Source organism: Shewanella sp. cp20 (genome assembly GCF_000832025.1).
GTDB lineage: Bacteria > Pseudomonadota > Gammaproteobacteria > Enterobacterales > Shewanellaceae > Shewanella.
On the sequence record NZ_JPII01000017.1, the window covers coordinates 151,627 to 164,231 of the forward strand.

General features: G+C 52.4%; 11 protein-coding genes and 1 pseudogene. 6 read left to right on the forward strand and 6 right to left on the reverse strand.

Annotated features, from left to right (window positions below; all coding sequences use genetic code 11):
* Window positions 1–786: 786 nt before the first annotated feature.
* On the reverse strand, window positions 787–1,176 hold the full coding sequence (locus tag DB48_RS05340; protein ID WP_041509266.1) for a DUF3301 domain-containing protein: 390 nt from the start codon (window positions 1,174–1,176) through the stop codon (window positions 787–789).
* On the reverse strand, window positions 1,173–2,186 hold the full coding sequence (locus DB48_RS05345; RefSeq protein WP_041509267.1) for a DUF3549 family protein: 1,014 nt from the start codon (window positions 2,184–2,186) through the stop codon (window positions 1,173–1,175). The genes DB48_RS05340 and DB48_RS05345 overlap by 4 nt, the downstream gene beginning before the upstream one ends.
* A gap of 135 nt (window positions 2,187–2,321) precedes the next feature.
* Between DB48_RS05345 and DB48_RS05350 the strand changes: the two genes are divergently transcribed.
* The 5 genes from DB48_RS05350 (at window position 2,322) to purU (ending at window position 6,604) form a co-directional block, all read left to right on the forward strand.
* Window positions 2,322–2,639, forward strand: coding sequence for a YqcC family protein (locus DB48_RS05350; RefSeq protein ID WP_041509268.1), 318 nt, complete (start codon window positions 2,322–2,324; stop codon window positions 2,637–2,639).
* Window positions 2,640–2,649: 10 nt separating this feature from the next.
* Window positions 2,650–3,471 carry a tRNA pseudouridine(65) synthase TruC gene (gene truC, locus DB48_RS05355; RefSeq protein ID WP_041509269.1) on the forward strand — a complete coding sequence of 274 codons (822 nt, stop codon included), beginning with the start codon at window positions 2,650–2,652 and terminating at the stop codon, window positions 3,469–3,471.
* A gap of 384 nt (window positions 3,472–3,855) precedes the next feature.
* Window positions 3,856–4,320: a flavodoxin gene (locus DB48_RS05360; RefSeq protein ID WP_041509270.1), complete on the forward strand. Its 465-nt coding sequence runs from the start codon at window positions 3,856–3,858 to the stop codon at window positions 4,318–4,320.
* On the forward strand, window positions 4,272–5,741 hold the full coding sequence (locus DB48_RS05365; RefSeq protein ID WP_041509271.1) for a PTS transporter subunit EIIC: 1,470 nt from the start codon (window positions 4,272–4,274) through the stop codon (window positions 5,739–5,741). The genes DB48_RS05360 and DB48_RS05365 overlap by 49 nt, the downstream gene beginning before the upstream one ends.
* A gap of 29 nt (window positions 5,742–5,770) precedes the next feature.
* On the forward strand, window positions 5,771–6,604 hold the full coding sequence (purU, locus tag DB48_RS05370) for a formyltetrahydrofolate deformylase (RefSeq protein ID WP_041509272.1): 834 nt from the start codon (window positions 5,771–5,773) through the stop codon (window positions 6,602–6,604).
* A gap of 100 nt (window positions 6,605–6,704) precedes the next feature.
* Here purU and DB48_RS05375 read toward each other — a convergent pair whose 3' ends face one another.
* The 4 genes from DB48_RS05375 to map form a co-directional block, all read right to left on the reverse strand.
* Window positions 6,705–7,049, reverse strand: coding sequence for a DUF3718 domain-containing protein (locus DB48_RS05375; RefSeq protein ID WP_041509273.1), 345 nt, complete (start codon window positions 7,047–7,049; stop codon window positions 6,705–6,707).
* 209 nt (window positions 7,050–7,258) lie between these two features.
* Window positions 7,259–8,083, reverse strand: a complete 825-nt coding sequence (gene dapD / locus DB48_RS05380; RefSeq protein WP_041509274.1) for a 2,3,4,5-tetrahydropyridine-2,6-dicarboxylate N-succinyltransferase — start codon at window positions 8,081–8,083, stop codon at window positions 7,259–7,261.
* 35 nt (window positions 8,084–8,118) lie between these two features.
* On the reverse strand, window positions 8,119–10,692 hold the full coding sequence (glnD, locus tag DB48_RS05385; RefSeq protein ID WP_041509275.1) for a bifunctional uridylyltransferase/uridylyl-removing protein GlnD: 2,574 nt from the start codon (window positions 10,690–10,692) through the stop codon (window positions 8,119–8,121).
* 81 nt (window positions 10,693–10,773) lie between these two features.
* Window positions 10,774–11,616, reverse strand: a complete 843-nt coding sequence (gene map, locus DB48_RS05390; protein WP_268747955.1) for a type I methionyl aminopeptidase — start codon at window positions 11,614–11,616, stop codon at window positions 10,774–10,776.
* A 234-nt stretch (window positions 11,617–11,850) separates the two neighbouring features.
* On the opposite strand from map, the pseudogene rpsB reads away from it, so the two are divergent.
* Window positions 11,851–12,578 (forward strand): annotated as a pseudogene (gene rpsB, locus DB48_RS05395) (30S ribosomal protein S2).
* Window positions 12,579–12,605: the final 27 nt, after the last annotated feature.

Here is a 12,605-nt window from a genome sequence, read left to right on the forward strand (position 1 = left end):
ACATCTCTTACATTGATGTGCGAGATAAAGCTGATAACCTGCTATCTATATCTGTATTAGTCTTTATTTGTCATTAAATTCAGTTATTTATCTATTTTTGTTGAGATGGCAATAATGTGACCAGCCAAGCAGAACTTTTTCCATCTCTATTATTGGGCGACAAGGGCGCTAGAATTAACAGTGTTCAAGGATGAATGGAAAAGGAAGGGTCAGGACGACCTAATCATCATCAGGATGATGGTGGCAAGGATGGTACAAGGATGGCAACTCACGGAAGAGTCGACAACTAGGGAAGGCCAAACACTCAAGGATGATGGATATCTGCCTAGGATGGCAGATGACAAGGAGTGTAGGAAAGGAATCCCAAGGACGAGACTGGACATGCTTAAGGATTAAGCAAACTTGGTAAATGGATGACCAAGTAAAGGGACGGTACCTAAGTACGCAAGTGCTAAAAGGTACAAGGAATGGAAGGACCAAGGAAGATGCAAGGAGCATATATTCGCAAGGATGGAGCAGGGAGCACTTAAATAGCTGGATTGCTTAGCGAAAAAGATAGAAGGCGCGGCTCTTAATTGAGCCGCGCTTTTTCTTTATCTGCGCCATATAGAGAATTTCTTTCCGTGAGCCTTATTTGTCATCAGAGGCTTCTCGGTTTAGTCGCCTTGATTTAGGCGTTTCGATTAAGACGCCTTGATTAAAGTATCTTGAGCAAAGCTCCTTGATTAAGGCATTGCGGCTGGCTGAGCACTATTGTGGCTCAGCCTTAGAGGTGAACTTGATGGCTTATTTGCAGCCGCCAGAGTTGCAACCGCCGCGACTGCCACAGCTGCCGCCGACCGAACCTCTTGCCTCTGGCGCTTCCATCCATTCCGGCTCGGGAAAGATGGGCCACTGAATTTTTTCTATCTTCTTACCATGCATCCAGATATGTGCACGATATTGATTGATACCATCGGTACTGAACTCCATCAAGAACTTGGCTTTCCAGGTGAGTCCGCTAGTGCCGCCAACGCTGGGGCGGGCCGATTCCATGGCGATAGCCAGAAGCTGTACTCGCTGCTTCTTGCATTCACTGCTGGCGAACATCCGGCTCAGCTCGGCCATCTGTCTTAGCTGCCAGAAGAAGGCGGCAATGATCACCAGCGCGGCGATCATTAAAAAGTCTGTCATCATGCTTTTGTCACCTTAAAGAGTCCACCTATGGCATTGGCGAGGGCCTGGCTGCGCTCACTGTCTCTTAATGCCATCAAGAGTTGAGTTCGTATCGCTGGAATTGCCACAATATCAGCAAAGATCTGGTTAAAGAAGCCTTGGGGTTGTTTTGCTAGGGCCTCGAGATAGATCTTGCGAGTCCGATCGTCTTTTAACGCAGTCCAGTTTCTGCCTGCTATGGTGATAAGGGCGTTATCGTCGAGCGCATCTTGCTCGTCCAGATACTGTATCGCTTGTTGTGCCTGGGCGGGTGCTGACGCCAGTGCACGCAGGTAATAAAGCCTCTGCTGGGCACTGGCATCATAAAACGCCTCAAGCAGCCGCTCGGCTAAGGGCGCCACGAGGGGGATGTGCTCTAGCTGTTGGCACAGGGCTATCTTGACTTCGTCAGCGCTGTGTTCAAAGGCGTTGAGTAGTTGTTCACTATGATCGAGTTCTCTGGCGCGCACGCAGATGTCGGCCAATCCCTGTAAGCCCACATCCTGCCAACGCTCGGCTGCAACTTGCCCCGATAGATACTGATAAGCAAACTCATATTGCGCCGAGGCGGGCAGGCCTAATTGCTTACGTACCAAGGCGTTGAACAGCGCCAGCTTCTCTGCGCTGGGTTTGAAGGCAAAGGGATGGTTGGCGAGCTTGTCTTGCTGCTTCTCGGATAAAGCCTGAGTCGGGTCGCTGCCTAGGGCCTCAATCACCATGCGGATAAACTGCGTTCTCGGCGCCGGCGAGAGCAGGCCACGTTCATCCAGAGGTAACTTGAGGAACCAGATGAAGTGTTGGTTAGACTTGTCCCAGAAGACGATGGCAAATTGCGCATGACCTTGTATAGGCGAAGGATAAGGCGCCTGGAGGGCCTCAATTTGGGAGAAGGCCATCATGTCGATATGCTGTACCCGGCGGCCGAGATCATAGACCTGGAACTGGGTATTAGCCGTGGTGAGAAATTTAGTCAGGGTCGTAATTTCAGTCATTTGAATGCCGTTTTACTTACAGGGAACAGATTAAATGGCGCTTATTATAGGGAGAAGTCAGGTGAGATGGTACAATTTCGGCCGAATTAGCTCGCAGGCCTAGGCGCCGCGGCGAAAGATATCATCGAGGAAAGTGTGTCTCTCTATACCGAAAAACAGCTAAGGCTTATCGAAGCCGAATTGAAACGACTGCAACTTTGGCAAGACGAGCCGCCCTCCGCCGAGGCGATGGCCGACCCGACCCCCTTTGCCTGCGAGTCCATGGCCTTTGAGCAGTGGCTACAGTTTATCTTTCTGCCCAAGATGGACGAGATCATCGCGGTCAATGGCGCGCTACCCAGTCAGATAGCGTTAGGCCCCATGGCCGAGTATGTGTGGCAGGGGCGGGGCGAGATGCAAGCTTTAATCAACATTATTAATCAATTAGATGAGCATTTGAGTGGATCCAATTAATCCTGAACCTATGGAAAATCTTACCGAGCTACTAGCCGGTGACCATGACAGCACCACAGCCGAAATGGTACCGAAAATCGAGATCCTCTACGAAGATGACGACCTGGTTGCTATCCACAAACCTGCCGGCCTGCTGGTACACCGCAGTTATCTGGCGAGGCGGGAGAAATATTTTGCCATGCAGATGACGCGGGATCTGGTGGGCTGCCACGTCTTCCCCGTCCATCGTCTCGACAGGCCAACCTCTGGCGTATTGCTGTTTGCCAAGAGCAGTGAGATGGCCAATCAGCTGTGCGAACAGTTCGCCAGTAAGTCGGTCCAAAAGCACTATATCGCCTTGGTCAGGGGCAATATGCACGAGTCTGGGCTGCTGGATTATCCTCTGAAGCAGGAACTCGATGAGCTGGGCGACAAAGATGTCGATCCCAATAAGGCAGCGCAGGAGGCGCAGACCAGCTATCGCCCCTTGCTCAACTGTGAGATCCCTTATCCCTCAGGCCGATACGCCACCAGTCGTTATGCCCTAGTTCAGCTGACACCACATACAGGGCGTAAGCACCAGCTGCGCCGGCACATGGCACATCTGCGCCACCCCATCATAGGTGACACTACTCATGGCGACGGCAAACAGAACCGTTTTATGCGTGAGCATAGCGGTATCAATCGTTTGTGGCTGATTGCCAAGAAGCTGGAGTTTAATCATCCGCGAAGCGGCGAGCGAATTGCGGTAGAGACTGAGTTAGAGAGTGAATGGTTGGCGCTGTTTGAGCTACTGGGGTGGGACGATACACTGCTGAGCGGCGAAGCTGCGCAGCTTATCTGTGATGCTTAACCTTTAACGTCTAACGTCTAGCGTCTAACATCTGGCCTCGAAAACAGAATGTCTCAAAGCAAAACGTCTGTTGCTCAAGGCTAAGGGCCTGTGGTTACTTTACCAGTGCGCAGGCCGATTTGATTGCTGATAGGGGCGATAGCTTCGCTTCGGGGGCGTCTGTTTCTGATGGGGGATGTGGATTGAGCGAGAGGGACTGAACGGTTCTGAAATAACACATGCGCCTGATGTGCGCGCTGCGGTGAACATGCTTTAGATGTTTCTGTCGGCTCGAGTGTCGCATCTAATTGATCCTTGAAACTCAATAACCTAGTGTAGCTATCAAGCTTTCAATAAAGTATGTTTAGAGTATAAGTAAATAATGCGCTAAGGGCTAAGTAAAACATGAGAAAAGTGAATCTGGTATATGGAACTGTCTATGGCAATGCGCAGTTTGTTGCCGAGACCCTGCAAGAAGAGCTGATGGCCAAAGATATCCAGGTTACTCTGATGACGCCTGAGACGCTCAATGGTTTCGTACCACCCGAAGATGAGCTGCTGCTGGTGGTGACCTCTACCACGGGCCAGGGCGATCTGCCCGATGATATCAGCCCTTGGTTTGAGACCCTGAGGGGCGAGGCGCCCTATCTGCCTAAACTCGAATATGGCATGGTGGCGCTGGGGGACTCGAGTTACGAGACCTTCTGTTTTGCCGGCATACGTTTCGATGAGTTGTTGACTGAGCTTGGCGGCACACGCATAGGCGAACTGCTTAAGATAGACGCCTGTGAGACGATGGAGCCGGAAGTAGAAGCAAAAGCATGGTTAACCCAATGGACCCAACTCATCAACGACCGCGCGGCCGATTAAGTCGGATCAGTCGTCAATGGTTTAAGTTTGCCCAGCGGCTGAGCCAAGCACTGCTGCTGCCTATCGCCATCTTGCCTGCTGCGGGCGTGATGATAGGCCTGGCGACTAATCCCATCCCCTTTATTTCGGCCGATCTTGCCACCCTAATGTGGACCGTGGGCAACCTGGTTTTCTCCATGATGCCCATGCTGTTTGCCGTCACCATAGCCATAGGTTTCTGCAAAGATCAGGGGATTGCCGCCTTTAGCGCCGTATTCGGTTATGGGGTATTTTTCTCTAGCCTGTCGGCCCTGGCGAAGATCCATCAGTTACCCACCGAGATGATCTTGGGGCAAGCCACCATAGACACAGGGATTGCCGGTGGCATGATGGTGGGGGCCTTTACCTGTTTTGCGGTCAAACATAGCGAGCGCATACGCTTGCCTGCAGTGTTCTCTTTCTTTGAAGGGCGTCGTTCGGCGCCCCTGATGATGCTGCCTATGGCTATTTTATTGGCCTATCTATTTCTGTTGTTGTGGCCCTTGCTTTCACAGTGGATTGAGCTGATCTCTAACTGGGCCGTTTATCAGGAACCCGCCTCGGCGTTTGCCGTGTATGGCATGGTGGAACGCCTGCTGATCCCCCTTGGGTTACATCACATCTGGAATGCGCCTTTCTACCTGGAGATGGGGCAATATTTTAATGGTGATGAATGGGTAAGGGGAGAGGTGGCCCGCTACCTGGCGGGAGATCCGCAGGCCGGTAACCTAGCTGGTGGCTACCTGATTAAGATGTGGGGGCTGCCCGCGGCGGCGTTGGCCATCTGGCGCTGCGCCGATAAACATGAGCGCAATCGGGTGGCTGGCATCATGCTGTCGGCGGCCACCGCCTGTTGGCTGACTGGGGTTACCGAGCCCATCGAGTTTGCCTTCATGTTTGTTGCCCCGCTGCTGTTTATTCTGCACGCCCTGATGACAGGGATTGCCTATGCGGTGACGATTTCACTGGATATCCACCACAGCGTGGTGTTTTCCCATGGCTTAGTCGATTTCAGTCTATTGCTGGGACAGTCGAGAAATGTAGAATGGTTTTTGATCCTCGGTCCCATCACGGCGGTTATCTATTATCTGGTGTTTCGCGGCGCCATATTGGCCTTTAACCTCAAGACGCCGGGACGCATGGAGGCGGGGAGCGGCCAGCGGGCCGGCCTGATCTCCATGATCACCGCCCTGGGGGGGCAGGATAATATCAATGAATTAACCGCCTGCCTGACACGGCTGCGTATCAGCGTGAAGCATGCCGAGTTGGTGGACAAGGCTCAGCTGAATCAGCTGGGGGCTAAGGGGGTGGTGTTGGTCGGAAACGGTGTTCAGCTGGTTTATGGCACGAAAGCGGAGAGTATCAGGCGTTTATTGCAACGCTATCTGGATAGGCACAAATAGTGAGAATTTGACATTAAGAGGTAGAGAAGATGCAACAGAGAGTATTAATCACAGATTGTGCCGACGCACCAGGACTTATCACTAAGATCACAGGTGTTTGTTATGCTCACGGGCTCAATATCGTTAAGAATAGTGAATTTGTCGATAATGCTCAGGGGCGATTCTTCATGCGCACAGAGTTGGAAGGTGTGTTCGATGAGACGAAGTTCTTGGCCGATATCGATGAGGTGCTTCCTGAGCAGCGACATCGTAAGCTGGTGGTCAAGGGCAAGAAGCGTGTGGTGGTGATGGTGACCAAGGAGGCGCATTGCCTCGGGGATATCCTGATGAAGGCCTACTATGGTGGTCTGGATGTGGAGATAGCCGCTATCGTTGGCAACTATGATACGCTCAAGCCGCTGGCCGACAAGTTTGATGTGCCTTTCTACTGTGTCTCTCACGAGGGCAAGACCCGCCATGAACATGAGCAGGAGATGCTAGCAGTCATAGCGCAATATGACCCAGACTACCTGGTGTTAGCGAAATTTATGCGGGTATTGACCCCTGAATTTGTTGAGCAGTACCCCAATCGTATCATCAATATCCATCACTCTTTCCTGCCAGCCTTTATTGGCGCCTCTCCCTATCGCCAGGCGTGGGAGCGAGGGGTGAAGATCATCGGTGCCACGGCCCATTTCGTCAATAACTGTCTGGATGAAGGGCCGATTATCAAGCAGGACGTGATCCCAGTGGATCATAGTTACAGCGCCGAGGAGCTGGCCAGATGTGGCCGGGATGTCGAGAAGAGCGTCCTCAGTAAGGCATTGCAACTGGTGTTGCAAGAAGAGGTGATTGTCTACGGCAATAAGACGGTGGTGTTTTAGCGAGCTTACTTATCAGCGAACCCCAATAAAAAAGAGCCTTTAGGCTCTTTTTTATCGGCAATCTAGCGTAGCTTCTGTCTTAGACTCGTTAGCTATTGGTTTAGAAGTTAACGGCTAAGATATCTTGGTCACCATAATTCATGGCGATATCTTTAATGGTCACAGTACCCAGGGCGTATGGGGCAATCTTGGCGGCGGTGCGATCGGCGCCGTTGCTTAGGGCAAACTGATGGAAGCTCTGATCATTACATACTAGGCGTGGGAACACGCGCTGCTTATTGATGCGATACTCTCTGAGTGTACTGCTAAATTCAACCATGTTGTTGCTTGCACCGGCCTTGCATACGGCAACTAAGGTTTTTTCCATCTGAGGCGACATGGCGGCTTGAGAAGAAAAAGCCAGTGGGGCTAATGCGATGGCGGCAATCGTTAGTAACTTTTTCATTTTGTGCTCCTAGCATATTTCCGTTGGGATCGATTATGAGTAAAGCCCTTTATGTAGTGAAAAGCTGTTAGCGATTTGTCGCGAAATGTATCGGTATATGAGGAGTGGATCTGACTGTGTCTGGGAGTAACAGAATGTGTCTGTTTATCCCTAAAGGAATAAAAAAGCCAGGTGATCACCTGGCTTTTCTAGATTAGGCGCGAAAGTGCTTAATCGACGATGCGCAGTAGCTCGTTGATACCCACTTTACCGCGGGTCTTGGCGTCGACCTTCTTCACTATGATGGCGGCATATAAATTGTATTTGCCACATTGAGATGGCAGGGTGCCTGAAACTACGACCGAGCCCGCGGGCACACGGCCATAGTGGATCTCGCCTGTTTCACGATCATAGATACGGGTGCTCTGACCTATGTATACCCCCATAGAGATAACACTGCCTTCTTCGACCACCACGCCCTCGACGATCTCTGAGCGCGCACCGATGAAGCAGTTATCTTCGATGATGGTTGGACCGGCCTGTAGAGGCTCCAATACACCGCCGATACCGACACCGCCTGACAGGTGAACGTTTTTACCGATCTGGGCGCAAGAGCCTACGGTTGCCCAGGTGTCTACCATGGTGCCTTCGTCGACATAGGCGCCGAGGTTAACGTAGGAAGGCATAAGCACGGTATTTTTACCGATGAAAGAACCTTTGCGCACCGCAGCTGGTGGTACCACACGGATCGCTTCCTGCTTGAAACGCGCCTCATCATAGTCGGCAAATTTCATCGGTACTTTATCGAAGAACTTGGTTTCTGCGCCGTCGATCACTTGATTGTCGAAGATGCGGAAAGAGAGTAATACGGCTTTCTTCAGCCACTGATGCACATGCCACTGGCCGTCGATCTTCTCGGCAACGCGTGCTTCACCAGTGTCCAGCATGGCGATGGCTTTTTCAACGTCGGCACGAACACTCGGCTCGACTGTGGTAGGGGTGATATCTGCGCGAGCTTCAAAAGCTGCTTCTATACGTTGGCGTAAAGCCTCCATTAACGTCTCCCAATTATCGTAAAATAGTCTGTTGATTAAACTTGGTTATGCGTATCGAGCGCCTTGGCCAGTGCTTCACTGAGCGCCTCTTGTTGTGTCTCGTTCAGTTGCTGCCCATCTCGTGTCTGCAACATAAAGAAATCTTCGGCGCGCTCGCCTATGGTGGTGATCTTTGCCGCTAACAGGGTGATCTCACAGCGATAAAAGATATCCCCCACCTTAGCCAGTAGCCCTGGGCTGTCTAGGGCGATCAGCTCCATCATGCTGGTGCCTGGTTTGCGCGCTGGCAGGAAGCTCACCTGCGTCGGTACCCTAAAGGGTTTCATCTTACGCGGTAGCTTCTTAAATTTTGGCAGTTTTGCCGTGTCATTGCTTAGTGCTTTCACCAACGCCTTCTTGATCCCCTGGATACGGGAGATCTGCGACACCGGGCTGCCATCTTGCTCTAAAATGACGAAAGAATCCAGTGCGTAGCCATCTTTTGAGGTCATGATATTGGCGTCGTGCACATTGATGTTCTTGTTGTCCAACACGGCCATCACTGTGGCAAACAGCTTAGGCTTATCCTGGCTGTAGACAAACAGTTCGGTCCCCCCACGTGTGGTGTGCTTGGAGATCAGCACCAGGGCCTCGTCATGCTTGTGCTTGAGTATCGCCTCGGCGTGCCAGGCCACCTGATTGGGTTGATGACGCAGGAAGTAGTCGGCCTTGAAGCGCTGCCAGAGGGTATCCAGGCTCTTCTCCTTGATACCGCGGCGCAGCAGTTCTTTCTTTGCCTTGGCCTGATGCTCGCGCACGCGGGCGCGAATATCCACCGGCTTCTCCTTGCCCCGGGCGAGTACCCTCTGGGTGGAGAAGTAGAGATCGCGCAGCAGCGAGCCCTTCCAGTTGTTCCAGGTCTTCTCGTTGGTGGCGCAGATATCGGCGACCGTGAGGCAGTAGAGGTAACTCAGGTGCACGGCGTCGCGCACCCGGTCGGCAAACTCGGCCACCACATCGGGATCGGAAATATCCCGGCGCTGGGCGGTCACCGACATCACCAGGTGATTCTCCACCAACCAGCTGACCAGGCGGCCATCATGCTTGTTGAGGCCATGTCGATCGCAAAAGTCCTGGGCATCGACGGCGCCTAGCTTACTGTGATCGCCGCCGCGTCCCTTGCCGATATCGTGGAAGATGGCCGCGAGCACCAGCAGCCCCTTCTTGGGCAGCTGATTGATCAGTATGGAGCCCAGAGGGAACTCATCCTTCTGCTCCGTCTGCGAGAACCTGTCGATGTTGAGCAGTAGTCTGTGGGTATGCTCATCGACCGTGTAGGCGTGAAATAGGTCGAACTGCATCTGCCCTTCGATATTACGCCAGGCGGGCAGGTAGGCCGATAAGATGCCGTGGCGGTGCATCAAGGAGAGTGAGGCGATACCACGTGGATGACGCAGTATCTCTAAAAACACCTTACGGCAGTCCTCATTGTCCATCAGCGGCGCCTGCTGGGCGCGACGGGCGCGTCTTAGGCTGCGCAGGGTAGGGGCGTAGATCCCCTTGATGTTGGAGTTGCGGGCCGCGTGTAAAAATACCCGCATGATCTCCACTGGGTCCTTAAACAGGTCCGTCTGGAGAGATTCGATGAAACTGCCGCGGCGCTGGTATTGTTCGTCGATGGGCTGGATCTCCAGCTCCTTGGTGTGGCCCAAGGTGGCGCGCTTAAAGAGTTGCAGCAGCATCTGGTTGAGCTCCATCACCCGGCGCACGGTGCGGTAGTAGCGCTTCATCATCTGCTCGACCGCAAGCTGGGTCTCATCCTTGTAGCCAAGAAGCTCCGCTACCTGGCGCTGCAGATCGAACAGCAGGCGGTTCTCGTCGCGCCCCGAGATCAGATGCAGGGCAAAGCGCAGCTGCCACAGGTAACCCTGACACTCGAGCAGCTCCTCGAGTTCATCCTGCTCGAGGAAGCCATGGGCGACCAGCTCCTCGGCGCAGCTGGCATCGAAGTAGCGCATCGCTACCCAGGTGATGGTCTGGATGTCTCTCAGGCCACCAGGGCAAGATTTAAGATTCGGCTCGAGATCGAAGGCGCTGGCCTTGGCGTGGCGCATGACCTGTTCATCGCGCTTGGCGACAAAAAAGTCGCTGGCGGGCCAGAAGTCACCTTCGCGCACCTTGTCATACAGGGTGTTAAACATGGCCTGGGGCCCGCAGAGTAATCTGGCTTCGAGCAAGTTGGTGGCTATGGTGATATCGGCCTTGCCTTGAGCTATGGTCTCATCCAGGGTTCTCACGCTGTGGCCCACCTCGAGACCCGAATCCCAGAGGAAGGCGATAAATTGACTCAGTTTGGCTTCGTCACTCTGGGCGAGCGCGCCTTGGATAAGGAACAGCAGATCCACATCGGATTGCGGGTGCAGCTCCCCACGGCCATAGCCGCCGACGGCGATCAGGGCGATGGGTGTTTCATCGAGTTGATGGGCTTGCCACTGGGCAATGAGGAGTTCATCGACGAAACGGCAGCGTTGGCTGACCAGGGCGGTGACAGATTCGCCGGCGCTGAAACGTTCTAGGAGTTCTTGGTTTTGTTGTTTTAGGGCGTTCTTAGCTGTTAGCGCAGTGTTCATTGCAGTCCTTAACCTCAGAGCGAGCATAGCAGGCCGGATGGCCTGCTATGGGAGTAAACCACAATTTAGCTGCGTGTGCGATTAGTGGTTGATGATGCGGGGGAAGTTTTCTTCTTCGCGTAGAGTCAGGACTTCCACGCCAGTTGGCGTGATCAGCAGGGTGTGTTCCCACTGGGCCGAGTTTTTACCGTCGGAGGTAGTGACGGTCCAGTTATCGTCCTTATCCAATACACTGGTGTGACGACCGGCGTTGATCATCGGCTCGATGGTGAAACACATGCCAGGACGCAGTACCGTCTTGTCATTGTTTTTATAGTGCATCACCTGTGGCTCCTCGTGGAAGCCGGCGCCGATGCCATGGCCACAGTAGTCGGTCACGATACTGTATTTCTCCAGGCCGGTTTTCTTGCTCTTGATATACTTTTCGATGATGGTGCCGATCTCGCCCAGTTTCATGCCAGGACGTACCTTCTTGATCGCCTCATATAGGCTTTCTTGTGCCACACGGCACAGGCGCTTGTCTTTCGCGCTGACATCGCCGATGAGGAACATCTTTGAGGTATCGCCGTGGTAGCCATCCTTGATCACTGTGATGTCGATATTGATGATGTCGCCATCTTTGAGGGCGCGATCGCTGGGAATACCATGGCAGATCACTTCGTTGATGGAAGTACAGATAGATTTAGGAAAGCCGTGATAATCCAGCGGGGCCGAAATCGCGCCTTGCTCTTCGGTATATTTCGCACAGATATCATTGAGTTCGTTTGTGGTGACCCCTGCCTTAACGTGGGGGGCAATCATCTCTAATACTTCGGCGGCCAGCTTGCCTGCCGCGCGCATTTTTTCGATCTCTTCGGCGGTTTTTATCACTATACTCATTAAGCTTTCTCTGTTGTGTCGGTAGTCGAATTCGGGGCGCCTCAGGGCGCTAAAAATTTGTGTTGGCGCCGATATTATGGTATAAAGCGCGCCGTTATGTTTGACTCTTGTCGATGAGGTGCATTGTTACCCCATCTCAGAGCGAATGTGGCGGCCATTATACATGGCTATGACTAAATACTAAATCACACACGTATCGACACGTTCTTCGGGGTGCCTATTTAGGTCGGAGATATGGGATGCGTGGAGGTCTAACCCCTAATTTTTTAAGGTAAAAAAATGACTACAGTTTCAATGCGCGACATGCTTCAGGCCGGTGTTCACTTCGGTCACCAAACTCGTTACTGGAACCCAAAGATGAAGCCTTTCATCTTCGGCGCTCGTAACGGTGTACACATCATTAACCTAGAGCACACTGTGCCTATGTTCAATGAAGCACTAGCGTTCATCAGCAACGTAGCATCTAAGAAAGGTAAAGTACTTTTCGTTGGTACTAAGCGCGCTGCAAGCGAAGCGATCAAAGAAGCTGCTATTTCTTGTGATCAATACTACGTTGACAACCGTTGGTTGGGCGGCATGCTGACTAACTGGAAAACAGTCGTCAATCAATCAAGCGTCTAAAAGATCTTGAGAGCCAGTCTGTAGACGGTACTTTCGACAAGCTGACCAAGAAAGAAGCGCTAATGCGTACTCGTGAGCTTGAGAAGCTAGAAAAGTCTCTTGGTGGTATCAAGAACATGGGCGGCCTACCTGACGTTATCTTCGTTATCGGTGCTGACCATGAGCATATCGCTATTAAAGAAGCTAACAACCTAGGTATTCCAGTTGTTGCTGTTGTTGATACTAACTCTTCTCCAGACGGCATCAACTACATCGTTCCTGGTAACGATGACGCTATGCGTGCAATTCGTCTGTATGCTGAGTCAGTAGCAGCGGCTGCTAAAGCAGGTCGTGGTCAAGACCTAGCGGTACAAGCTGAGCAAGACGGTTTCGTAGAAGCTGAATAATAAAGGCGAGATGAATTTCATCGCCCT